We start from the raw sequence: 22,084 nt of genomic DNA on the forward strand, positions 1-22,084 counted from the left end.
CCACCGCAGCATCCCCGGCAACTCTGATTACCTTCGGGCGGTGGGCTGAAGCGGAGCGCCGCCCGGCCCACCCTGCGTTCGAGGTCTACAGCCGGGCGCCACGCACGCCTGCGGCCAGTTCGCGACACAGACTCAGTACGCCGTCCACCGCCTGGGCATCGTTCTCGGCATTGGCGATCTGGTCGATCAGCGCCGAGCCGACCACCACGCCGTCGGCCAGGCGGGCGATGGTCGCCGCGTGTTCCGGGGTGCGGATGCCGAAGCCGATGCTGATCGGCAGATCGGTATGCCGGCGCAGGCGGGCCACGGCCTGTTCGACATGCTCCAGGGTCGCCGCACCGGCACCGGTGACGCCGGCCACCGACACGTAATAAACGAAGCCGGAGCTGCCGTTGAGTACCTTGGGCAAGCGCTTGTCGTCGGTGGTCGGGGTGGTCAGGCGGATGAAATCCAGGCCCGCCACTTGCGCCGGGTCACAGAGGTCGACGTTATGTTCCGGCGGCAGGTCGACGACGATCAGGCCGTCGACGCCGGAGGCCTTGGCTTCGGCGATAAAGCGCTCGACGCCATACTTGTGGATCGGGTTGAAGTAACCCATCAGCACCAGCGGGGTGGCCTGCTCGCCTTCACGAAATTCGCGGACCATTTGCAGGGTCTGGGCCAGATCCTGGCCGTTGTCCAGGGCGCGGATATTCGCCAGCTGGATGGCCGGGCCGTCGGCCATCGGGTCGGTAAAGGGCATGCCCAGTTCGATCACGTCGGCACCGGCTGCCGGCAGGCCCTTGAGGATCGCCAGGGAGGTGGCGTAGTTCGGGTCGCCAGCGGTGACGAAGGTCACCAGGGCGGCGCGGTCTTGTTGCTTAAGCTCGGCAAAGCGCGTCTGCAGGCGGCTCATGCGTGCTTCTCCTGTTCGCTCATGTGGTGCATAACGGTCTGCATATCCTTGTCGCCACGGCCGGAGAGGTTGACCACCATCAGGTGCTCCTTGGGCAACTTGGGCGCGCGCTTGAATACTTCGGCCAAGGCGTGGGCGCTTTCCAGGGCCGGGATGATGCCCTCCAGGCGGCAGCATTTGTGGAAGGCGTCGAGCGCTTCGTCATCGGTGATCGAGCAGTATTCGACGCGGCCGATGTCGTGCAACCAGGCGTGTTCCGGGCCGATACCGGGGTAGTCGAGGCCGGCGGAAATCGAGTGGGCGTCGATGATCTGGCCGTCGTCGTCCTGCAACAGGAAGGTGCGGTTGCCGTGCAGCACGCCGGGTACGCCGCCGTTGAGGCTGGCTGCGTGCTTGCCGGTTTCGATGCCGTAACCCGCTGCTTCGACGCCGATGATCTGGATGTCCTTGTCGTCGAGGAAGGGGTGGAACAGGCCCATGGCATTGGAGCCGCCGCCGATGCAGGCGACCAGGCTGTCGGGCAGACGGCCTTCCTGGGCGAGGATCTGCTCGCGGGTTTCCTTGCCGATCACCGCCTGGAAGTCGCGCACCATCGCCGGGTACGGATGCGGGCCGGCGACGGTACCGATCAGGTAGAAGGTGCTGTCGACGTTGGTCACCCAGTCGCGCAGGGCTTCGTTCATCGCGTCTTTCAGGGTGCCGGTGCCGGCCACCACCGGGATCACGGTGGCACCGAGCAGCTTCATGCGGAACACGTTGGCCTGCTGCCGATCGATGTCGGTGGTGCCCATGTAGATCACGCATTCCAGGCCGAAACGCGCCGCCACTGTAGCGGTGGCCACGCCATGCATGCCGGCGCCAGTCTCGGCGATGATGCGTTTCTTGCCCATGCGCCGCGCCAGCAGAATCTGGCCGATGCAGTTGTTGATCTTGTGCGCGCCGGTGTGATTGAGCTCTTCACGCTTGAGGTAGATCTTCGCGCCGCCGCAGAACTCGGTCAGGCGTTCGGCGAAATACAGCGGGCTTGGCCGGCCGACGTAGTCGCGCTGGAAGTAGGCCAGCTCCTTGGCGAACTCGGGGTCGAGCTTGGCTTTCTCGTATTCGGCGGCCAGCTCGTGAATCAGCGGCATCAGGGTCTCGGCGACATACTGGCCGCCGAACGAGCCGAACAGGCCGTTGGCGTCAGGGCCAGTGCGGTATGAGGTCATGGCGTTCTCCACAGGGGAATGAAACGGGGATAGGAGCGCCCCATGGGCGCGATTCGCGGGCATGGCGACCGCTCCTACAGCAATGGGCACAGGATAAGGCTGTGTGGCCGGCGGTAAAAGCGATAAGATTGCCGAAACCTGTCAGGAAAACTCACAGATGAAGCAAGCGCTCCCCCCACTCAATGCCCTGCGGGCGTTCGAGGCTACCGCCCGTCTGCAGAGCGTAAGCCAAGCTGCTGAGCAGCTGCATGTCACCCATGGTGCGGTCAGCCGGCAGGTCCGGGCACTGGAGGAGCACCTCGGCGTGCCCTTGTTCGTCAAGGATGGGCGTGGCCTTAAACTCACAGATGCCGGGTTGCGCCTGCGCGATGTCAGCAGCGAGGCGTTCGAACGGGTGCGGGCGGTCTGCAGCGAGCTGCAGCAGGGTCAGGCCGAGGCGCCCTTCGTCCTGGCCTGCCCCGGCAGTCTGCTGGCGCGCTGGTTCATTCCGCGCCTGGATCGGCTCAATCGCGAGTTGCCGGAGTTGCGCCTGCAACTCTCGGCCAGCGAGGGTGAGCTGGACCCGCGGCGTGCCGGGGTCGACGCCACCCTGTGGTTCGCCGAGCCGCCCTGGCCGGCGGACATGCAGGTGTTCGAGCTGGCGGTCGAGCGTATCGGGCCGGTCTTGAGTCCGCGTTACGGGCACTTCGCCGAACTGCACGATGCGCCAGCGGCGGCGTTGCTGGGCGAAGCTCTACTGCACACCAGCTCGCGCCCGCAGGCCTGGCCGAACTGGGCGGCGAGCAATGGCCTGGACGCCAGCGCGCTGAGGCTGGGTCAGGGCTTCGAGCATCTCTACTACCTGCTGGAGGCCGCTGCCGCCGGCCTGGGCGTGGCCATCGCCCCGCAACAACTGGTCGCCGACGATCTGGCGGGCGGGCGCCTGGTCGCCCCCTGGGGCTTTGTCGCAACCCCGGCTAGCCTGGCCTTGTGGGTGCCTGCGCGGCGGCTGGACAAGCGCGCGCAATGCCTGGCCGACTGGCTGCGTGGTGAGTTGGCTGGCTGAGCCGCGTTTGACTATCGCGTTTAGTTTGGCTGGATATGCCAAATACATGTCACAGAAAACGGTGTGCTCGACTAACTTTTAAGTACCTTCCGTGGAGAGAACACCATGTCTGATCACCACACTTACAAGAAGATCGAAGTCGTCGGTTCGTCGAAAAACAGCATCGACGAAGCGATCAACAATGCCCTGCAAGAGTGCGCCAAGTCCGTGCGCAACCTGGACTGGTTCGAAGTCGTTGAAACCCGCGGGCATATCGAAAACGGCAAGGTCGGCCACTACCAGGTAACTCTCAAGGTCGGTTTCCGCCTCAGCGAAAGCTGAACGGTCGCCGGCTTTCTGCCGATCACGGGTCCTTGCAAGTGGGTAGTCCGGATGCAATCCGGGGCGGCAGGCGACGCCATTCCCGGATTGCATCCGGACCACCGAGTCACCGTGGGCCGCGCGCAGCAGTCGCTGGCCGGTCGCGTCTCGAGTCCGTAGACTAAGCCCTGCTATTTGACTGGGTTATTGGTGCAGGCATGCGTCGATAGCTGCACACAAGCAAACAGGCAGGGCCTATGAGCGTGTTAGCACAGACCAGAATTTCCACCCTCGATCTCGCACCGATCCGTGCTGACGGCGGGCCCGAGCAGGCGCTGCGTAACTCCCTGGCCCTGGCCCAGCATGTCGAACGCCTCGGTTTCACCCGTTTCTGGGTGGCCGAGCACCACAACATGGACGGTATCGCCAGCTCGGCGACTGCGGTGCTGGTGGGTTACCTGGCCGCGGGGACCTCGACCATTCGTGTCGGTTCAGGCGGGGTGATGCTGCCCAATCACGCGCCTTTGGTGATCGCTGAGCAGTTCGGCACCCTCGCCACCCTGTATCCGGGCCGCATTGACCTGGGCCTGGGGCGCGCGCCAGGCGCCGACCAGTTTACCGCCCATGCCCTGCGCCGCGAGCGCTCCGGCAGTGCCGACGACTTCCCCCGCGATGTCGAGGAATTGCAGGGGTATCTGGGCCCGCGCACGCCGCAGCAGCGGGTCATTGCCATGCCGGGCACCGGCACCCAGGTGCCGATCTGGCTGCTCGGTTCCAGCCTGTTCAGCGCCCAGTTGGCCGGCGAGAAAGGCCTGCCTTATGCCTTCGCCTCGCACTTCGCACCGCGCCTGATGCACGAGGCGATTCGCGTCTACCGCAACCACTTCAAACCCTCGGCGGTGCTCGACGAGCCCTACGTGATGCTCGGTGTGCCACTGATCGCGGCCGACAGCGACGAACAAGCGGAGTACCTGGCAACCACGGCCTACCAGCGCATCCTCGCCCTGATTCGCGGCCAGAGCCTGGTGCAGAAGCCGCCGGTCAAGAGCATGCACGGCCTGTGGCTGCCCCACGAGAAAGAGGCAGTCGCCAGCTTCTTTGGCATGGCGGTGGTCGGCAGCCCGGAAAAAGTCCGGGCACGCCTGGAGGTGCTGCTGGAGCAGACCGGCGCCGACGAGCTGATCTTCACCTGCGACCTCTACGACTTTGCCGACCGCTTGCGCGCCTTCGAGATTCTTGCGCAAGTGCGCGCTGGCTAAATCGGCGCGAACTTGTCGCGCCGATAGCTCTCTGAACTCTGTAGCCCTTAATGCAATGGAGAATTCAGATGAAAAAGACAGCATCGGCCCACTGGCAAGGCGGCATCAAAGATGGCAAAGGCACTATCTCCACCCAGAGCGGGGTCTTGTCCAGCAGCCCCTATGGCTTCAATACGCGTTTCGAGGATCAGCCGGGCACTAACCCGGAAGAGCTGATCGGCGCGGCCCATGCCGGCTGTTTTTCCATGGCCCTGTCCAAGGAGCTGGGGGACGCCGGAATGACCGCCGAAAGTATCGAGACCAAGGCTGAGGTTACCCTCGACAAGCTCGACGGCGGTTTCGCCATAACCGCCGTGCACCTGAGCCTGCGAGCAAAGATTGCGGGTGCCGACCGAGCGGCCTTTGAGCAAGCGGTAGAAGCCGCCAAGAACGGTTGCCCGGTATCCAAGGTGTTGAATGCCGAAATCACCCTGGAAGCCGTGCTCGACGCTTGATCCGATAGGACCCGTGAAGGTTCCCGCAGGCAGTCTTGCAGCCGCCTGCTACCGGCTAGAAAACCCCGCAGCGCAGCACCCTGGCGCGCGCCAGCACATTGCGCTGGTCGTCGTAGAGCCAGCCCTGGGCACTCATCGCCAGCGTCCGCGCTTCGATCCGGTAGCGCTGGCCGGCGACGAAGTCGTCGTAACGCACGCGCAGCTCGCAGGTACGCTGGATCGGCTCGGCCATCAGGCTGCCGCCACCCTGCACCTCGAACTGGAAGCGTGCGATCAGTTCGTGGGCGCCAGGGGTGATCTGGAAGTAACGGCCATCGTTGACCCGCTTGCCGTCGAGTTCATCGGCCATCAACAGATCGCTGGCGGTGGTGTACAGGTCGACCCAGGCCAGGCCTGGGTCGCGCGGCGGCAACGGCGAGGCGCAGGCGCTGAGCATCAACAGGCTGATAATCAGGGATGGGTAACGCATGGAAGCCTCCGCAGTTGACGCTATGCAAGCAGCTTACGCCGATAGTGCGGACAGTAGCTGCAATGCGCTAGTTTGGTGGACATGACCTGTCGCCTTGCTCACTTAACTATCGACTCGCTCTGCTGGCGCTGGGTTCCGCTGCTGGCGGCGCTGCTGTCGCTCGGCGGTTGCAGCACCCTGGACTACTACGGCCACCTGGCCCGCGGGCAGGTGCAGCTGTTGCAGGCGAGCAAGCCCGTGGATGCGGTGCTGCGCGATCCGCAGGTGGATGCCAGGCTGAAGCAACGCCTGGTCCTGACCCAGCAGGCGCGTGATTTCGCCAGCGCCGAGCTGGGCCTGCCGGATAACCGCAGCTACCGCCTGTTTGCCGATATCCAGCGGCCTTTCGTGGTGTGGAACCTGTTCGCCACGGCGGAGTTTTCCGTCAAGCCCGAGCTGCACTGCTTTCCCATCGCCGGTTGCGTGGCCTATCGCGGCTACTACAGCCAGGGCCGTGCCCGTGGCGCGGCGGCGTTGCTCAAGCAGCGAGGCTTCGATACCTACCTGGGCGGGGTCGAGGCCTATTCCACCCTGGGCTGGTTCAACGACCCGATTCTCAACACCATGCTGCGCTGGAACGATGAGCGCCTGGTGGCGGTACTCTTCCACGAACTGGCCCACCAGCAGCTGTATGTGGCCGACGACACCGCGTTCAACGAATCCTTCGCCACCTTCGTCGAGCGCGAAGGTCTGCGCCAGTGGCAACAGGCCCAGGGCCTCCCGGCCACCGACCGGCACGAAACCAGGCAGCGCGAACAGTTCAGCGCGCTGGTGCTGGCCAGCCGCGCGCGCCTGGAGCAGCTGTATGCCAGCGACCTGGAGGAGGACGTCATGCGTGCGGCCAAGCAGGCCGAGTTCGAGCGTCTGCGCCAGGAGTACCGGATCCTGCGTGAGCGCGAGTGGGGCGGTCGCGGTCGTTACGACGCCTGGGTCGAGGCACCGCTGAACAACGCCAAGCTGCTGCCGTTCGGCCTCTACGACAAGTGGGTGCCGGCGTTCGCCGCCCTGTTCGCCGAGGTCGGCGGTGATTGGCCGCGCTTCTACCAAAGAGTCGCCGCTCTCGGCGAGTTGCCGGCCGAGGCGCGCACCCGGGCGCTGGAAGTCTTGGATAAAGCCGGCTAGAACTTGCTGTACCGCGCGCCAGTCGAATGTTGGCGAGTTTCGCAAAACCCAGGAGATGCGCAATGAACAGATGGACAGTGGTCGTGCTGCTCGGCGTGCTCGGCAGCACGGCATGGGCGGCGCCCAAACCCTGCGAGGAACTCAAGCAGGAAATCGAAGTGAAGATCCAGGCCGCCGGCGTGCCCAGCTACACCCTGGAAATCGTCGACAACGACGAGGTGCAGGATCAGAGCATGGTGGTCGGCACCTGCGACGGCGGCACCCGCAAGATCATCTACCAGAAGAACGGCTCAGCGCTTGAGACGCCGCGGATACCGTCTGCGCCTCAGTGAGCAAGCCGCCTGGGGGCGGACGGCGTTACCGCCACCCGCTTGTAGCCCGCACAGAGCGCGGTGCAAGCCGGGCGGACGTTTGACGCCGATACAAGCGACGAAACTGCAAAACCGGATGGGTCGGGCCGCGCAGGTGAGAACCCATCAGCTTGACCGATAATCAGCCGAGCGCCCCCGACCGGCACGGCCCGAGCCATCTAAGGCGCACCTCGGGCCGCGAAGGCCCGGTGCAACTCGGCCAGGGTCTGGAAGTGATAGGTCGGCGCCTCGGCCTGCAGTTCCTCGACACTGCCGAAGCCATAACCCACCGCCGCCGCATCCAGGCCATTGCGTCGTGCGCCGATCAAATCGTTCTTGCGGTCGCCGATCATCAGGGTGCTGGCCGTGTCGAGCCCCTCCTGCTCCAGCAGATGGCCGATCAACTCGACCTTGTCGGTGCGCGTACCATCCAGCTCGCTACCGTAGATCAGCGTGAAGTGCCGCGCGAAATCGAAATGTCGGGCGATCTCCATGGCGAACACCCGCGGCTTGCTGGTGGCGATATACAGGGTGCGCCGTTGCGCCTGCAGCAGCTCGAGCAACGCCGTCACGCCCTCGAATACCCGGTTCTCATACAGCCCGACCTCGGCGAAACGCTCGCGGTAATGCCCTACCGCCTGCCAGGCCCTGGCCTCATCGAAGCCATAACTGTGCATGAAACACTGCAACAGCGGCGGCCCGATAAAGTGCTCCAGCGCCTGCAGATCCGGCTCGTCGATACCGAGTTTGGCCAGCGCATGCTGCACCGAACGGGTGATGCCTTCACGCGGGTCAGTGAGGGTGCCGTCGAGGTCGAAGAGGATGTTCTGGTAGTGCATGCCTCCCCGCCTCATCAGCTGGTATAGCCTTCCATCAGGTGCTGATCTTTCAGGCGCACGTAGTTGTCGGCGCTGTAGCGGAAGTAGCTGCGTTCCTTTTCGGTCAGTTCGCGGGCTTTCTTCGCCGGGCTGCCGACGTACAGGTAGCCGCTTTCCAGGTGGCTGCCGGGGGTGACCAGGCTGCCGGCGCCGAGCACCACTTCTTCGTCGATCACCACGCCATCCATGATGATGCTGCCCATGCCGATCAGCACCCGGTCGGCGATGTTGCAGCCGTGCAGGGTGACGTTGTGGCCGATGGTCACGTCGTCGCCGATATTCAGCGGGTAGCCGCGCGGGTTGAAGGGCCCGGCGTGGGTGATGTGCAGCACGCAGCCATCCTGGATGCTGGTGCGGTTGCCGATGCGGATGCTGTGCATGTCGCCGCGGATCACCACCAGCGGCCAGATCGAACTGTCGGCGCCGATTTCCACGTCGCCCATAACCACGGCCGAGACATCGACGAAGGCCCGCTCGCCGAGCTGCGGGGTGAACTGTTGGTAACTGCGGATTGCCACGATGGGAGTCTCCCGAGCTGGTTTATGCATGAGTGTAATCAACTCTGGCCGATAACGCCGGTCTGGCGAGCGGAACCGCTCGCCAGAAACTGATGACTCCAGGCCATCGCACTGGCAGAATCCGGCAAAAAGCTTCCTCCCAGTTGCCGGAGGGACACGTAGACGCAAGGTCAGGTTTTCGATGGTGGTGGGGAATCTATTGAGCGTGAAGGCACTGACCTGGCGCATCCTGGCCGGCTTGTCGCTGTGGCTGTGTTTCGGGCTGGTTCAGGCCGAGGTGCGCGCGCTGGTTCTGCCTCAGCAGGGCGAGACGGTCAACCTGGCGCCCCATCTGCAGTTGCTCGAGGACCCCAGTGGTCAGCTCAGCCTGGAGCAGGTCCAGGCCATGGAGTTTCGCGATAATCAGGCCGAGTCGGCCAACTTCGGCTTCAGCCATTCGGCCTGGTGGGTGCGGGTGCGCCTGAGCAACCCCTCCGCGCAAACCCGCTACCTGATGCTGCGCCAGGACTATCCGCTGATCGACTGGCTCGATTTCTGGAGCCCTCAACCAGATGGCGGCTGGCAGGTGCGCAACACCGGCGATCGCCAGCCATTCGCCAGCCGCGAGATCCACCATCGCGATTTCATCTTCAGCCTGGACCTGCCGCCTTACAGCGAACAGAGCTATTACCTGCGCTATGCCTCGGCCGGACCGATCAACATCGGCCTGAGCCTGTCCTCGGTGCAGACACTGTTCGAGCGTATCAGCCTGGAGCAGCTGGCCTACGGCTTCTACTACGGGGCCTTTCTGTCGCTGGTGCTGTACAACCTGTTCATGTTCCTGGTGGTGCGCGACCGGGCGTTCTTCTTCTACCTGCTGTACGTCAGCTGCTACGGCCTGTACATGGCCGTGCACAACGGCCTGAGCTACCAGTTCCTCTGGCCGGCCAGCCCGCGCCTGGCCAACGACAGCCTGTTGCTGCTGCTTGGACTGTCGCTGCTCTGGGCGCTGCAGTTCGCCCGCGACATCCTCGCCACCCGCCAGCTGGCACCGCGCCTGGATCGGCTCAGCCAGGTGCTGCAGGGCCTGTGCGTCCTACTGATGCTGGGCATCCCCGAGTTCAGCTATGGCCAGCTGATCCAGCTGTTTGCCGGGTTGACCCTGGTCATCACCCTGCAGCTGCTGCTGCTCGGCGTGCTCGCGCTGCTGGCCGGTGCACGCCCGGCCCGCTACTACCTGCTGGCTTGGTCCGCGTTGTTGGTTGGGGTGGTGATCTACATGCTGAAGACGTTCGGCTGGTTGCCGCACAATATGCTGACCCAGAATGCCTTCCAGCTCGGCTCGCTGATCGAGATGGTGCTGCTGTCCCTGGCCCTCGGTAGCCGGGTGCGCGAGTTGAAGCGCAGCAGTTATCTGGACGCCCTCACCGGCCTGTGCAATCGCCGCCACTTCGACAGTCAGATGCTCAAGGAACTGCAGGTGGCGCGTCAGCTCGGCCGGCCGCTCAGCCTGTTGCTGCTGGACATAGACCACTTCAAGCGCTTCAACGACAACCACGGCCATCAGGCCGGCGACCGCGCCTTGCAGAAGGTGGCGCGGTTGCTGCAATGCGAGGTGCGCCGGCCGTTCATTGCCTGCCGACACGGCGGCGAGGAATTCGCCGTGATCATGCCGAACAGCAGCGCGGCGGACGCCACGGTGCTAGCCGAACGCTTGCGCCGCGAACTGGCCAACCTGGTCGAGGGTGATGCGCCCCTGACCCTGAGCATCGGCCTGGCGAGCCTGGCCGATGGTCCCTTCGAACACCCTGAACAGCTCTTCGCCGCCGCCGATGAGGCGCTCTATGCCGCCAAGCGTGGTGGCCGCGACCAGTTGGTGTGTTACCAGGGCTAGGGTCGCGGCCGGGGGCGCGGCGATGTGCCGCCGTCAGGTCAATCGCGCCGATAGAGCGCTTTGCTGCGGCTGCGGGCCTGGCTTGTATTAAGATAGCGGCCATTACGGCGCGTTCGACGCCGCCCGAATTAGCCAAGGTGCCACCGTGACTGCGAACAATCCGCTGCTGCAAGATTTCGACCTGCCGCCCTACTCCGCCATTCGCCCGGAGCACGTCGAGCCGGCCATCGATAGCATTCTCGCCGACAACCGTGCGGCCATCGCCGATCTGCTCAACCGTCAGGCCGACCAGCCAAGTTGGGACGGGCTGGTGCTGGCGCTCGACGAATTGAATGATCGTCTTGGCCGCGCCTGGAGCCCGGTCAGCCATCTCAATGCAGTGTGCAACAACGCCGAGTTGCGTGCGGCCTATGAGACCTGCCTGCCCAAGCTGTCCGAGTACTCGACCGAGCTGGGCCATAACCGCGCGCTGTACGAGGCCTACCACGCCCTGGCTGTCAGCCCCGAGGCTGCTGGTTTCGACGTTGCTCAGCAGACCATCCTCAAGCACAGCCTGCGCGACTTCCACCTGTCCGGCATCGACCTGCCGGAAGCCGAGAAGCAGCGCTTCGGTGTGATCCAGAGCAAGCTCTCCGAGCTCGGCAGCCGTTTCTCCAACCAGTTGCTCGATGCCACCCAGGCCTGGAGCAAGCAGGTCAGCGAGGAGGCGGCGCTGGCCGGCCTGACCGATTCGGCCAAGGCGCAGATGCGCCAGGCGGCCGAGGCCAAGGGCCTGGACGGCTGGTTGATCAGCCTGGAATTCCCCAGCTATTTCGCGGTGATGACCTACGCCGACGACCGCGCCCTGCGCGAAGAGGTGTATGCCGCCTATTGCACCCGCGCCTCCGATCAGGGGCCGAATGCCGGCCAGCACGATAACAGCCCGGTGATGTTGGAAATCCTCGCCTTGCGCCAGGAACTGGCCAAGCTGCTCGGTTTCGCCAACTACGCCGAGCTGAGCCTGGCGAGCAAGATGGCCGAGTCCACCGACCAGGTGCTGCACTTCCTGCGTGACCTGGCGGTGCGCAGCAAGCCGTTCGCCGCCCAGGACCTGGCCGAGCTGCAAGCCTTCGCCGCCGAGCAAGGCTGCCGCGACCTGCAAAGCTGGGATGTCGGCTACTACAGCGAGAAGCTGCGCGAGCAGCGCTACAGCATTTCCCAGGAAATCCTTCGCGCCTACTTCCCCGTCGACAAGGTGCTGGGCGGCCTGTTCGCCATCGTCGAGAAGCTCTATGGCATCCAGATCGAGGAGCTGTCCGGGTTCGACGCCTGGCACCCGGATGTACGCCTGTTCGAGATCAAGGAGCACGGCGAGCATGTCGGGCGCTTCTTCTTCGACCTCTACGCTCGCGGCAACAAGCGCGGCGGCGCCTGGATGGATGGCGCCCGCGACAAGCGCCGTGATGCTGCGGGCAGGTTGATCAGCCCGGTGGCCAATCTGGTGTGCAACTTCACGCCTAGTGTCGGCGACAAGCCGGCGCTGCTGACCCACGACGAGGTCACCACCCTGTTCCACGAGTTCGGCCATGGCCTGCATCACCTGCTGACCCGGGTCGAGCATGCCGGTGCTTCGGGGATCAATGGCGTGGCCTGGGACGCGGTCGAGCTGCCGAGCCAGTTCATGGAGAACTGGTGCTGGGAGCCGGAAGGTCTGGCGCTGATCTCCGGCCATTATCAAAGCGGCGCTGCCCTGCCGCAGAACCTGCTGGACAAGATGCTGGCGGCGAAGAACTTCCAGTCCGGGCTGATGATGGTGCGCCAGCTGGAGTTCTCGCTGTTCGACTTCGAACTGCACGCCACCCCCGGTGACGGCCGCAGCGTGCTCCAGGTGCTCGAAGGCATCCGTGACGAAGTCTCGGTGCTGCGGCCGCCGGCCTATAACCGCTTCCCCAACAGCTTTGCGCATATCTTCGCCGGCGGTTACGCGGCCGGTTACTACAGCTACAAGTGGGCCGAAGTGTTGTCGGCGGATGCCTTCTCGCGCTTCGAGGAAGAGGGTGTGTTCAACCGCGACACCGGCCGCGCCTTCCGCGAGGCGATCCTCGCCCGTGGCGGCTCGCGCGAACCGATGGAGTTGTTCGTCGACTTCCGCGGCCGCGAGCCGAGCATCGACCCGCTGCTGCGCCATCTTGGCCTGAGCCGGGAGGCTGCATGAGCGACGTACCGATGAATGTCAGCAAGCGCCGCTTCATTGCTGGTGCCGTGTGCCCGGCCTGCAGCGAGATGGACAAGATCCAGATGTGGGACGAAGACGGCGTGCCGCACCGCGAATGCGTGGCCTGTGGCTACGCCGACACCCTGGATGAACGAGGCAACTCGGTACCCAGGGAACTGCCGACCCGGGTCAACGTCAGCGCCCTGAAACCCAAGGCCGCCGACCCCAAGGTGCAGGCGGTGCAGTTCTTTCCCAATCCCAAGCTGAAGAAGCCGACGGAATAAATACAGCGCCAAGGAGGGCTTATGTGGCATCTGGTGTGTGGTGATAACGCGGTAGCAGGTGTGAGCCAGGTAATCGGTGCGCACGAGGTCGAGGCGGGTTTGCGCGTGCTGCGCGACGATCTTGCGGTCGGCCCGTTGGCGGATGTGGATACGCCCCCCTGCGCCGCTCGCGCTGCCTTCTGGCAGGCGGTGTGGCCCGAGCCTGTGCGCCCGGTGCCGGATTTCGCCACGGACCTGGCCGCGGATGCGCGCTGGATTGCGGCCCTGGCTGAGCAGTCGCGACCGGTGACCGTCTGGCATGGCGACAGCGCTTCCGAGCAATTGTTGCTGGCACGCGTGGCCAACGCCCTGGCGGGTAGCGCGCTGCCGTTGTGGGAGGTGTGTTGCGGCAGCGGCGACAGCCGTGTCGAGACGCGCAAGGCCGTGGCCATGCATGCGCCCGAGGCGCTGGCGGCCTTGGCTCAACCGCGTCGGGTCGATGCCGGGCGGCGCCAGGCCCTGGCCGCCCAGTGGCGCGCCGCGCTGATGGACAACGCCCGGGTGCGCCGTTGGCAGGCGGATGCCTTTCACGGCGAGGACTATCAGGCTATCGACACCGCTCTGTTGCGCCATGCCCGTGCTGACGAGCAACCCCTGGCTCGGCTGATGGCCGAGGTGATGGCGCGCAATGACGGCTTCTTCGCCACCGATTACTTCCTGTTCTGGCGCGCCCGCGAGCTGGCCGCGGCGGGTCGTATCGAACTCACCGGCGAGGCTGGTGCCCATGGTTATGGTGGGCTGCAAGCGCGCCTGATCTGAGCGGCCGCTCGGGCTCGCGCCTTTCGGCTAATGGGTCGATGGCCTGGGGCGGAGCCGTTTCGTAGCCTGAATAAGCCCCGGCGCAATCCGCGAGGGGTTTGCCGGGCGCTGGATTGGTAGCCGACGCGGAGCGCCACTGGCTGCGGGGCTGCCGGCAGGGCGACGGCAGGTACTTGGTGGCGGGGCAAAATAACTGTATTTATATACAGTATTCTGTCGGAGTCGCCCCATGTCCGTTTCCCTGCCTCCACGCGGTCGCGCTACCGCCAGCAACCCGCACAACCGTTTCGCCCCGACCCGTTCGGTGGCCGAGGACGATGGCTGGTTCCAGGACGAGACCCCGCCGTCCCGCGCCACCGAGGTGCGTAGCGAACTGGCGAAGACGGTGATCACCCGCAACAACTCGCCGGATGTCGGTTTCGACCGTTCGCTGAATCCCTATCGGGGCTGCGAGCACGGCTGCGTCTACTGCTTCGCCCGGCCCAGCCACGCCTATTGGGACATGTCGCCGGGCATCGATTTCGAAACCCGGCTGATCGCCAAGACCAACCTGGCCAGCCGTCTCGAGGAAGAGCTGCAGAAGCCCGGCTATGTGCCGCAACCGATCGCCCTGGGCATCAACACCGACGCCTATCAGCCGATCGAGCGCGAGCAGCGCCTGACCCGCCAGGCCCTGGAAATTCTCCTGCGCTACAAACATCCCGTGCACCTCATCACCAAGGGCTCGCTGGTCCTGCGCGACCTCGATCTGCTCAGTGAGCTGGCCAGTCAGCGTCTGGTCAGCGTGGCCTTCAGCCTGACCACCCTGGACGACGAACTGAAACGCATCATGGAGCCGCGCGCCGCCTCGCCGGGGGCACGCTTGCGCGCCATGCGCACGCTGCACGAGGCCGGGGTGCCGGTCAGTGTGATCTGCGCGCCGATGATTCCGATGATCAACGACAGCGAGCTGGAGCACCTGCTCGAGGCCGCCCGCGATGCCGGCGCGCGCTCGGCCGGCTATGTGCTGCTGCGCCTGCCGCTGGAGATCGCCGAGCTGTTCGAGCAGTGGCTGCAGGCACATTTTCCCGAGCGCGCCGTGCATGTCATGAGCCTGATTCGCCAATCGCGCGGCGGCAAGAACTACGACAGCCGCTTTGGCAGCCGCATGCGCGGCGAAGGCCCGTTCGCCGAGCTGCTGGCCCAGCGCTTTCGCCTGGCCAGCCGCAAGCTCGGCCTGGACCGCCGCGATACCCAGGGCCTGGACTGCTCGCAGTTCTGCCCGCCGGGGGCGCAGCTGAGCCTGCTCTGATGCGTCCGCCAGGGCGAACCTGGCAATGGACACTTATGCCCGCGCTGCCGGGGTCAGCGGCGCTGCAACCTTCGAGGGGCGTCGCCAGGCCGTCAGCAAGCGCCCGTGCAGAGCGCCATCAAAGCGAGGCGCGGATGACCAGCGGGCAGTCCACCCGCTGAGTCCCGGATAGGTCGAGGCCCTCGATCAGGTGACGCGCGGCGCGCTGGCCGATCTCGTAGTAGGGCAGCTGCACCGTGGTCAGCGGCGGCAGGAACAGCTCGGCGATGCCGATCATGTTGTCGTAGCCGAGCACGGCGACGTCAGTGGGGATCTTCAGGCCGCGGGTCAGCAGCACCTGGTAGGCGCAGAAGGCGATGCGGTCGTTGCCGCAGATGAGGATGTCGAACTGTGGCCGGCCCTCGACGATGTGCCGGTCGAGGATCGTCAGCGTCTCGCCATAGGCGTCATGGGTCGAGAGGTCATACTGCAGCAGGGCCTCGGGCGCCAGGCCGAACTCGCGGAAGGCCCGTTGCATACCCTTCTGGCGCAGTTCCCAGGCCAGGCTCTGGCTCGGCAGGTTGATGCACAGCGGGCGTCTATAGCCCTGGCTCAGGGCGTGCTGCACGGCGCGGTATTGCCCGCTTTCGTCATCCGGCACGTAGCTGACCAGGCTGCTGTCCTCGTCCTGGCAGTTGGCCAGGACCAGCGGTTTGCTCTTCAGTCGCTCGGGAACGCTCACCCGACGCAGCCCCATGGCGCTGAAGATCAGGCCGTCGGGACGGTGCGAGAGCATCAGGTCGATGCTCTGCTCGCTGGGCGGGTCGCTCAGCAGGTTGAGCACGAACACGTTCCAGCCGGCCTGTTGCGCGGTCCGTTCGATGGACAGCAACAGCTCGACCGCGAACGGCGTGGTCGCGGTATCCAGCGCGAACACGCCGATGGTTCGGCTCTGCAGGTTGTCGCCACGGATCTTGCGCGCCGACATGCTGGGCACGAATTGCAGTTCATCGATAGCACGGCGTACCCGCTGGTAGGTCTCTGGGCTGAGCTTCTCTGGACTGTTGAGCGCTCGCGAGACCGTCATCAGGGATACGCCGGCCAGCCGTGCAACGTCTTTCACTGAAGTCATGCAAAGCAACCGGGCAGGGTGAGTCGCGAATCATGCCACAGCGCCGCCGCCTGCCGCGACGGGCAGCCGGAGGCGGCCGCAGGCGCGGGTTTGTTCACAGGCTCTCCACCCACCCCGAGGCCAGGTGCCAGGCCTGGTGAATCGCCACCCGCCCGCTGCCGGCGCCGAACAGCTTCAGCCCCAGGCTGTCCGGCTGCGGATAGATGCGACTGCTGAGGCTGAAGCGGCCATCTGCGGCGAACACCTCGATGGAGGAGCGGTCGAGGAACACCCGCAATGTCAGTGACTCTTGTGTCGGCGCCAGCGCCACGCTGCGCTGACCGTCGACTCCCGTGCCCGAGCGGCTGCGGTCGAGCACCAGGCGTTGCAGCTGCGCGTCGTAGTAGAGCAGGGTCTGTTCCTGGCCATCGGCGCTGCAGCGCAAGGCAATGCCCAGACGGCCGTCGCGGCAGTCGGCCAGATCCAGTTGCAGTTCGAGTTCCAGCCGGTCGCCGCTCAACCCGGCAAGCGGCTGGCTGCCCGAGCCGTCCCAGCAGAGCGCGCCGTCCGCCAACAAGGGGGCTTGCCGTAGCGCCGCCAGTTCGCGCGCGGGGTAGCTGTGCAGGCGATCCCCGTGCAGCTGCAGTTCGCGCGGCACACCGAGCATGCCGCACCAGTGCTGGGCCTGGCTCGGCATCGGGCTGTCCCACATGTCCAGCCAGGCCCAGAGCAGACGTCGGCCATCGGCGGCCAGCAGGGTCTGCGCGGCGTAGAAATCGTGGCCGTTATCCAGTTCGATAAAGGGCCCGCCAGTGAAGCGCCAGTCGCTGTCGAGGCGGCCGACCCGGTAGCCGGTCTGGAACTTGTTCAGCCGCTCGAAACCCTCGGGCTGCATGCCCTGGGGGGAGTACAGCAGCACGTCCTGGCCGTTCAGGCGGAACAGGTCCGGGCATTCCCACATATAGCCGTCGCCCTCACCGCCGCGGCTCACGTAGGCGAGGAACTCCCAGGCGCGCAGATCCGTGGAGCGGTACAGCGGCAGCAGCGGCACGTCGCCCAGGCGCGCGCCGGCGATCAGGTACCAGTACTCGCCTTCGCGCCAGACCTTGGGGTCGCGAAAATGCATGATCGCGGCATCCGGGGCGGCCTCGATAACCACCCCATGCTTGACGAAATGCACACCGTCGTCGCTGGTGGCCAGGCACTGGACTTGGCGGATGCTGCGCTCGTCGCCCACCTCGCCGAGCCAGGTATGCCCGGTGTAGAGCAGCGCCAGGCTGTCGCCGCAGACCACGGCGCTGCCGGAGAAGCAGCCGTGCCGGTCGAATTCGTCGCCCGGTTGCAGGGCGATGGGCAGGTGCTGCCAATGCACCAGGTCGCGGCTCTTGGCGTGCCCCCAGTACATCGGCCCCCAGCTCGGATCGAAGGGGTGGTGTTGATAGAACACATGGTATTCGCCGCGGAAGTACACCACGCCGTTCGGGTCGTTCATCCAGCCGGTTTTGGGGGCGAGATGGTAGCCGGGCCGATATTCGGGCGTGAGGGGGGCGCTACCCTCGCTCGGCGGGCGCTGAGCGAGGTCGAGGAAAACAGGCATGCAAGTGCTCGGTGGGTTCATGAAGTGGCTCATGCGTAGCCCTGGGCGAGGGCGTGCAGGGTGGCGGCATCGGACGTGGGTTGGCGCGGCAGGCAGTTGCCGTCGGCATCGAACAGATGCAGGCCGGCGAACTCCGGGTGCAGTTCGACGCGGTCGCCGTGGCGCCATTCGGCAGTCGCCGCGCAGCGGCAGATCAGCGGCTCGTCCTGGCCAACATCGAGGTGCACATAGGTTTCGCAGCCAAGGTACTCGACGCCGAGCACGGGCAAGCCGGCATCGCCTTGCGCCTTCTGCAGGGTCAGGTGCTCGGGGCGGATACCGAGGGTCAGTGGGCTGTTGGCCGCCAGCGCGCTGCTGTCGAAGGGCAGGGCCGCCAGGCGGCCGAGGGCCGGCGTCTCGATCGCGCTGTGCGGGCCAGGGGTGAGCAGGCGCGCCGGCAGGAAGTTCATCCGCGGCGAGCCGAGAAAGCCGGCGACGAAACGGCTCACCGGCCGCTCGTAGAGTTCGCGCGGCGAGCCGACCTGTTCGATGCGCCCGGCATTGAGCACGACTATCTTGTCGGCCAGGGTCATCGCCTCCACCTGATCGTGGGTCACGTAGATCATGGTGGTGCCCAGGCTGGCGTGCAGCCGGGCGATCTCGTTGCGCATCTGCACGCGCAGGGCCGCGTCGAGGTTGGACAGCGGCTCGTCGAACAGCAGGATGTCCGGCTCGCGGGCCATCGCCCGGCCCATGGCCACGCGCTGGCGCTGGCCGCCGGACAGCTCCTTGGGCTTGCGCTGCAACAGCTTGTCCAGCTGCAGCACCCGTGCGGTTTCCAGCACCCGCTCGCGCAGGCTGCGTTTCTCGGTCTTGGCCAGCTTGAGGCCGAAGCCGATGTTGTCGTAGACGCTCATGTGCGGGTACAGCGCATAGGACTGGAACACCATGCCGACCCCGCGCTCGCGCGGCTCCAGGTCGTTGACCCGGCGCCCGTCGATCAGCAGGTCGCCGGCGCAGATCGACTCGAGCCCGGCGATCAGCCGCAGCAGGGTCGACTTGCCGCAGCCCGAGGGGCCGACGAACACCACGAATTCGCCGCTGGCGATCTCCAGGCTGATGTCGCGCAGGATGCGCAGGCCGCCCAGTTGCTTGTTCACTTTGTCGAGTTGCAACTTGCTCATGCTGTGATTCCTTATTCTTGTGGGGTCAGCCCTTGAGCGCGCCGGTGGTGAGGCCGGACACGATGCGGCGCTGGAACACCAGCACCAGCAGTACCAGGGGCACGGTGACTATTACCGAGGCGGCCATCAGCAGACCCCAGGGCAGCTCGTGCTGGCTGCCGCCGGAAATCAGCGCGATCGCCACAGGCACCGTGCGCTCCTGGTCGGTCAGGGTGAAGGTCAGGGCGAAGAGGAACTCGTTCCAGGCGGCGATAAACGCCAGCAGGCCGGTGGTCACCAGCGCCGGCCAGAGCAGCGGCAGCAGCACCCGGGTCAGCGCCACCCAGGGCGAGGCGCCGTCCATGATCGCGGCTTCTTCCAGCTCGCCGGGCAGCTGCCCGATAAAGGTGGTCAGCACCCAGACGGTGAACGGCAGGGTGAAGATGGTGTAGCTGAGGATCAGCGCCCAGGCGCTGTTGTACAGACCGAGGGCGCGAATCACCTCGAACAGCCCGGAGAGCACCGCGACCTGGGGGAACATCGATACGCCCAGCACCAGCAGCAGTACCGTCCCGCGGCCACGGAACTTGACCCGGCCCAGGGCGTAGGCGGCGGTCAGGCTGAGGAACAGCGCCAGCGCCACCACGCAGAAGGCGACGAACACCGAGTTGCCGATGGCCTGCAGGAACGACGCCTGCTGCAGCACCGTGGCGTAATTGGAGAAGTCCGGCTTATCGATCCAGTAGCTCACCTGGAACAAGGCGCTGGACGGCTTCAGCGAGGTCAGCACGGCGTAGTAGAAGGGGAATACCGCGTACAGCAGCAGTACCCCGATCGCGCCGCAGAAACCCAGGCGTAGCAGCATTTTCTTGAGTAGGCGCTGGTTCATCAGCGGACCTCCATTTGACGGCGGCCGAGGTAGAGGTAGAGCACGGCGATCACCGCGACTATCAGGAACAGCAGGGTCGAGGCGGCGCTGCCGTAGCCGACGTCCTGGAACTCCACCAGTTGCTGGCGGGCGTAGATCGACATGCTCATGGTCGATGACGAGTTCGAGGTCAGCACATAGATGACGTCGAATACCCGCAGCGAGTCGAGGATGCGGAAGATCGCCGCTACCAGCAGCGCCGGCATCAGCAGTGGCAGGGTGACCCGCCAGAACACCTTGAGCGGGTGGACGCCGTCGACCCGGGCGGCCTCGTAGCAATCGCCCGGCAGCATCTGCAGGGCGGCCAGCATCAGCAGCGCGACGAAGGGCACGGTCTTCCATACATCGACCATGATCACCGCCCACATCGACAGGCTGGCGTCGGCGGTCCAGGCCAGGGGCGCATCGATCAGGCCCAGGCCGAGCATCATGTGATTGATGATGCCGAACTGGTCGTTGAGCATCCAGGCCCAGATCTTCGCCGAGACGATGGTGGGAATCGCCCAGGGGATCAGGATCATGGCGCGCACCAGAGCCCGGCCGGCGAACTGCACATTGAGCAGCAGGGCCACCGCCAGGCCGATGCTGATCTCCAGACCGACCGACACCGCGGTGAAGTGCAGGGTGTTGCGCACGGCCTGCCACCACAGCGGGTCGACCAGAATGCCCGTCCAGACATCGCCATCGAGTGCCAGGTAGTTGCTCAGGCCGACGAAAGCCCCGGCGCCGGCGTCGCTCAGGTTGGTATCGGTCAGGCTGAACCAAAAGGTGCGCAGCAACGGCCAGCCGGCCACCAGTAGCAGGCACAGCAGCATCGGCGTCAGAAACAGCCAGGCGGCGCGCACGCGGCGCCGCTGCACGGGCGTTTCTTTGACGGGCAGGAGCTCGTCGTAGAACGGCTGAGCTCGGGAGATAGAGCTAGTCATGGCGATTCCTTGGCGGTTTACCAGTTGCGGCGCTTGATGCGCTTGAGGTCGTTGCCCAGCTCGGTCACCGCCTGATCGACGGGGGCCGCGCCGGAGAGCATTCCGTGCACGCGGTCGAACAGCGCATTGGAAACCCGTGGGTAGCGGTCGGCGGTGACCGCCGCCGGGCGCATCACGCCATCCTCGAGAATAGTGCGCAGCTGGCCGTAATAGGGCATGGCCGCGAGCAGCTCGGGGTCGTCGTAGAGCGACTCGATGACCGGGTTGTAGGCGCCCACCAGTGCTCGATGCTTCTGCTGCTGGGCGCTGGTCAGGTAGGCCACCAGCTCGCCGGCGAGCTTGGGCTCGGCGCTGTAGCGCGATACCGACAAGCCCCAGCCGCCGAGGGTGGAGGCATGGGTGCCGTTTTCACCGCCCTTGGGCAGCGGGGCAATCCCGACCTTATCCTTTATCGCGCTGTCCGTGCCCTGCACCAGGGCCCAGGCGTAGGGCCAGTTGCGCATGAACAGCGCATTGCCGGACTGGAACACGCCGCGGCCTTCTTCTTCGGTGTAATTGAGCACGCCGCGTGGGGAAATGTCGCCAATCCAACTCTTGGCCAGGCTCAGGGCCGTGCGCGTGGCCGGGCTGTCGATCAGGATCTCGCCCTGGGCGTCGATCAGCCCGCCGCCCTGCTGGCTGCCGATCCACTCCAGGGCGTTGCAGGTCAGGCCTTCGTAGGCGCGGCCCTGGAACACGTAGCCCCACAGCTTGGCGTGGCCGGCGTCGCGCTCGGCCTGCTGAATCTCTTGGGCGGTGGTAGTCAATTCGCTCCAGGTCTGCGGCACCGGCTTGCCGTGTTTTTCCAGCAGATCCTTGCGGTAGTAGAGCAGGCCCGAGTCGGTGAACCAGGGCATGCTCACCAGCCGTCCGTCGACGGTGGCGTTGTCCAGCTGCGCCTGGAAATAGCCCTGGGTGGCGTTGGCTGGCAACACTTCATGCAGGTCGAGCAGATGATTGGCGAGCATGCCCGGCCAGACCACGTCGATCTGAATGATGTCGATGTCGGCCGATTGGGCGCTGAGAATCTGCTGATAGAAGGACAGCCGCTCGGTCGCTGAATTGGGCGTCGACACCACCTCGACGCTGTGGCCGGTCTGTTTCGACCAGGCCTCGACGCCGTCCTTGCACAGTTGCAATTCCGCACCCACGGCGCCGCAGGAAATGGTCAGGTTGGCCGCGTTGGCGAGCGCGGGCAGGCCGCTGCAGATCGCCAGCAAAGCCATGGGGAGAACCGCTTTCAGTCTTGACATAAAAACCTCTTCATTCTTGTTTTTTTGTTGAAGATAACGTTAACATCGCTAATATAACAGCGCATCTGCAGATGTACACCCCCATTTCCCCG

The 22,084-nt window shown here is 65.4% G+C and carries 22 protein-coding genes; 11 read left to right on the forward strand and 11 right to left on the reverse strand.

The window, feature by feature from the left end; translation table 11 throughout:
- Window positions 1–85: 85 nt before the first annotated feature.
- Window positions 86–895 carry a tryptophan synthase subunit alpha gene (gene trpA, locus R3355_RS15550; protein WP_318948149.1) on the reverse strand — a complete coding sequence of 270 codons (810 nt, stop codon included), beginning with the start codon at window positions 893–895 and terminating at the stop codon, window positions 86–88.
- Entirely contained in the window at window positions 892–2,103 is a 1,212-nt protein-coding gene (gene trpB, locus R3355_RS15555) for a tryptophan synthase subunit beta (protein ID WP_318961991.1), read from the reverse strand. The genes trpA and trpB overlap by 4 nt, the downstream gene beginning before the upstream one ends.
- A gap of 157 nt (window positions 2,104–2,260) precedes the next feature.
- Here trpB and R3355_RS15560 point away from each other — a divergent pair, with 157 nt between their 5' ends.
- The 4 genes from R3355_RS15560 (at window position 2,261) to R3355_RS15575 (ending at window position 5,201) form a co-directional block, all read left to right on the forward strand.
- Window positions 2,261–3,148: a LysR family transcriptional regulator gene (locus R3355_RS15560; RefSeq protein ID WP_318961992.1), complete on the forward strand. Its 888-nt coding sequence runs from the start codon at window positions 2,261–2,263 to the stop codon at window positions 3,146–3,148.
- 105 nt (window positions 3,149–3,253) lie between these two features.
- Window positions 3,254–3,469: a dodecin gene (locus R3355_RS15565; protein ID WP_318948143.1), complete on the forward strand. Its 216-nt coding sequence runs from the start codon at window positions 3,254–3,256 to the stop codon at window positions 3,467–3,469.
- 236 nt (window positions 3,470–3,705) lie between these two features.
- Entirely contained in the window at window positions 3,706–4,707 is a 1,002-nt protein-coding gene (locus R3355_RS15570; RefSeq protein ID WP_318961993.1) for an LLM class flavin-dependent oxidoreductase, read from the forward strand.
- A gap of 68 nt (window positions 4,708–4,775) precedes the next feature.
- Entirely contained in the window at window positions 4,776–5,201 is a 426-nt protein-coding gene (locus R3355_RS15575) for an OsmC family protein (RefSeq protein WP_318961994.1), read from the forward strand.
- Window positions 5,202–5,256: 55 nt separating this feature from the next.
- On the opposite strand, the gene R3355_RS15580 is transcribed toward R3355_RS15575, so the two are convergent.
- Window positions 5,257–5,670 (reverse strand): hypothetical protein, encoded by a 414-nt coding sequence (locus R3355_RS15580; protein ID WP_318961995.1) that lies wholly within the window; start codon window positions 5,668–5,670, stop codon window positions 5,257–5,259.
- 81 nt (window positions 5,671–5,751) lie between these two features.
- Between R3355_RS15580 and R3355_RS15585 the strand changes: the two genes are divergently transcribed.
- On the forward strand, window positions 5,752–6,831 hold the full coding sequence (locus tag R3355_RS15585) for an aminopeptidase (RefSeq protein WP_318961996.1): 1,080 nt from the start codon (window positions 5,752–5,754) through the stop codon (window positions 6,829–6,831).
- A gap of 62 nt (window positions 6,832–6,893) precedes the next feature.
- On the forward strand, window positions 6,894–7,163 hold the full coding sequence (locus R3355_RS15590; protein WP_318961997.1) for a DUF1161 domain-containing protein: 270 nt from the start codon (window positions 6,894–6,896) through the stop codon (window positions 7,161–7,163).
- Window positions 7,164–7,360: 197 nt separating this feature from the next.
- Here R3355_RS15590 and R3355_RS15595 read toward each other — a convergent pair whose 3' ends face one another.
- On the reverse strand, window positions 7,361–8,020 hold the full coding sequence (locus tag R3355_RS15595; RefSeq protein WP_318961998.1) for an HAD family hydrolase: 660 nt from the start codon (window positions 8,018–8,020) through the stop codon (window positions 7,361–7,363).
- Between the two features lie 14 nt (window positions 8,021–8,034).
- Window positions 8,035–8,577, reverse strand: coding sequence for a gamma carbonic anhydrase family protein (locus tag R3355_RS15600; RefSeq protein WP_318961999.1), 543 nt, complete (start codon window positions 8,575–8,577; stop codon window positions 8,035–8,037).
- A gap of 205 nt (window positions 8,578–8,782) precedes the next feature.
- On the opposite strand from R3355_RS15600, the gene R3355_RS15605 reads away from it, so the two are divergent.
- The 5 genes from R3355_RS15605 (at window position 8,783) to R3355_RS15625 (ending at window position 15,017) form a co-directional block, all read left to right on the forward strand.
- On the forward strand, window positions 8,783–10,450 hold the full coding sequence (locus R3355_RS15605) for a diguanylate cyclase (RefSeq protein ID WP_318962000.1): 1,668 nt from the start codon (window positions 8,783–8,785) through the stop codon (window positions 10,448–10,450).
- Between the two features lie 145 nt (window positions 10,451–10,595).
- Complete coding sequence (prlC, locus tag R3355_RS15610; protein ID WP_318962001.1) at window positions 10,596–12,644, forward strand: oligopeptidase A; 2,049 nt, start codon at window positions 10,596–10,598, stop codon at window positions 12,642–12,644.
- Window positions 12,641–12,928 (forward strand): YheV family putative zinc ribbon protein, encoded by a 288-nt coding sequence (locus R3355_RS15615; RefSeq protein WP_318962002.1) that lies wholly within the window; start codon window positions 12,641–12,643, stop codon window positions 12,926–12,928. Before prlC ends, R3355_RS15615 begins: the two co-directional genes overlap by 4 nt.
- Window positions 12,929–12,949: 21 nt before the next feature.
- Window positions 12,950–13,726: a DUF1835 domain-containing protein gene (locus R3355_RS15620; protein ID WP_318962003.1), complete on the forward strand. Its 777-nt coding sequence runs from the start codon at window positions 12,950–12,952 to the stop codon at window positions 13,724–13,726.
- A 229-nt stretch (window positions 13,727–13,955) separates the two neighbouring features.
- Window positions 13,956–15,017, forward strand: coding sequence for a PA0069 family radical SAM protein (locus R3355_RS15625; protein WP_318962004.1), 1,062 nt, complete (start codon window positions 13,956–13,958; stop codon window positions 15,015–15,017).
- Window positions 15,018–15,135: 118 nt separating this feature from the next.
- Here the strand turns inward: R3355_RS15625 and R3355_RS15630 are convergent, their stop codons facing one another.
- The 6 genes from R3355_RS15630 to R3355_RS15655 all read right to left on the reverse strand — a co-directional run bounded on the left by R3355_RS15630 (window position 15,136) and on the right by R3355_RS15655 (window position 21,992).
- Entirely contained in the window at window positions 15,136–16,128 is a 993-nt protein-coding gene (locus tag R3355_RS15630; protein ID WP_318962005.1) for a LacI family DNA-binding transcriptional regulator, read from the reverse strand.
- Window positions 16,129–16,222: 94 nt separating this feature from the next.
- Window positions 16,223–17,704, reverse strand: coding sequence for a glycoside hydrolase family 32 protein (locus R3355_RS15635; protein WP_318962006.1), 1,482 nt, complete (start codon window positions 17,702–17,704; stop codon window positions 16,223–16,225).
- Between the two features lie 29 nt (window positions 17,705–17,733).
- Window positions 17,734–18,867: a sn-glycerol-3-phosphate ABC transporter ATP-binding protein UgpC gene (locus R3355_RS15640; protein WP_318962007.1), complete on the reverse strand. Its 1,134-nt coding sequence runs from the start codon at window positions 18,865–18,867 to the stop codon at window positions 17,734–17,736.
- Between the two features lie 25 nt (window positions 18,868–18,892).
- Window positions 18,893–19,735, reverse strand: coding sequence for a carbohydrate ABC transporter permease (locus R3355_RS15645; protein WP_318962008.1), 843 nt, complete (start codon window positions 19,733–19,735; stop codon window positions 18,893–18,895).
- Window positions 19,735–20,700 (reverse strand): sugar ABC transporter permease, encoded by a 966-nt coding sequence (locus R3355_RS15650; protein ID WP_318962009.1) that lies wholly within the window; start codon window positions 20,698–20,700, stop codon window positions 19,735–19,737. The genes R3355_RS15645 and R3355_RS15650 overlap by 1 nt, the downstream gene beginning before the upstream one ends.
- A 17-nt stretch (window positions 20,701–20,717) precedes the next feature.
- Complete coding sequence (locus R3355_RS15655) at window positions 20,718–21,992, reverse strand: ABC transporter substrate-binding protein (protein ID WP_318962010.1); 1,275 nt, start codon at window positions 21,990–21,992, stop codon at window positions 20,718–20,720.
- Between the last annotated feature and the right edge of the window lie 92 nt (window positions 21,993–22,084).

This window comes from Pseudomonas sp., assembly GCF_033723075.1.
GTDB lineage: Bacteria > Pseudomonadota > Gammaproteobacteria > Pseudomonadales > Pseudomonadaceae > Aquipseudomonas.

Bases quoted from the DNA above. Each gene is read 5' to 3' on its own strand.
- trpB (WP_318961991.1), bottom strand. From the start codon at position 2,103: ATGACCTCATACCGCACTGGCCCTGACGCCAACGGCCTGTTCGGCTCG.
- R3355_RS15630 (WP_318962005.1), bottom strand. From the start codon at position 16,128: ATGACTTCAGTGAAAGACGTTGCACGGCTGGCCGGCGTATCCCTGATG.
- R3355_RS15655 (WP_318962010.1), bottom strand. From the start codon at position 21,992: ATGTCAAGACTGAAAGCGGTTCTCCCCATGGCTTTGCTGGCGATCTGC.
- R3355_RS15645 (WP_318962008.1), bottom strand. From the start codon at position 19,735: ATGAACCAGCGCCTACTCAAGAAAATGCTGCTACGCCTGGGTTTCTGC.
- R3355_RS15625 (WP_318962004.1), top strand. From the start codon at position 13,956: ATGTCCGTTTCCCTGCCTCCACGCGGTCGCGCTACCGCCAGCAACCCG.
- R3355_RS15590 (WP_318961997.1), top strand. From the start codon at position 6,894: ATGAACAGATGGACAGTGGTCGTGCTGCTCGGCGTGCTCGGCAGCACG.
- R3355_RS15650 (WP_318962009.1), bottom strand. From the start codon at position 20,700: ATGACTAGCTCTATCTCCCGAGCTCAGCCGTTCTACGACGAGCTCCTG.
- R3355_RS15585 (WP_318961996.1), top strand. From the start codon at position 5,752: ATGACCTGTCGCCTTGCTCACTTAACTATCGACTCGCTCTGCTGGCGC.
- R3355_RS15635 (WP_318962006.1), bottom strand. From the start codon at position 17,704: ATGCCTGTTTTCCTCGACCTCGCTCAGCGCCCGCCGAGCGAGGGTAGC.
- R3355_RS15620 (WP_318962003.1), top strand. From the start codon at position 12,950: ATGTGGCATCTGGTGTGTGGTGATAACGCGGTAGCAGGTGTGAGCCAG.
- R3355_RS15560 (WP_318961992.1), top strand. From the start codon at position 2,261: ATGAAGCAAGCGCTCCCCCCACTCAATGCCCTGCGGGCGTTCGAGGCT.
- R3355_RS15640 (WP_318962007.1), bottom strand. From the start codon at position 18,867: ATGAGCAAGTTGCAACTCGACAAAGTGAACAAGCAACTGGGCGGCCTG.
- R3355_RS15565 (WP_318948143.1), top strand. From the start codon at position 3,254: ATGTCTGATCACCACACTTACAAGAAGATCGAAGTCGTCGGTTCGTCG.
- R3355_RS15595 (WP_318961998.1), bottom strand. From the start codon at position 8,020: ATGCACTACCAGAACATCCTCTTCGACCTCGACGGCACCCTCACTGAC.
- R3355_RS15575 (WP_318961994.1), top strand. From the start codon at position 4,776: ATGAAAAAGACAGCATCGGCCCACTGGCAAGGCGGCATCAAAGATGGC.
- R3355_RS15570 (WP_318961993.1), top strand. From the start codon at position 3,706: ATGAGCGTGTTAGCACAGACCAGAATTTCCACCCTCGATCTCGCACCG.
- R3355_RS15580 (WP_318961995.1), bottom strand. From the start codon at position 5,670: ATGCGTTACCCATCCCTGATTATCAGCCTGTTGATGCTCAGCGCCTGC.
- R3355_RS15615 (WP_318962002.1), top strand. From the start codon at position 12,641: ATGAGCGACGTACCGATGAATGTCAGCAAGCGCCGCTTCATTGCTGGT.
- trpA (WP_318948149.1), bottom strand. From the start codon at position 895: ATGAGCCGCCTGCAGACGCGCTTTGCCGAGCTTAAGCAACAAGACCGC.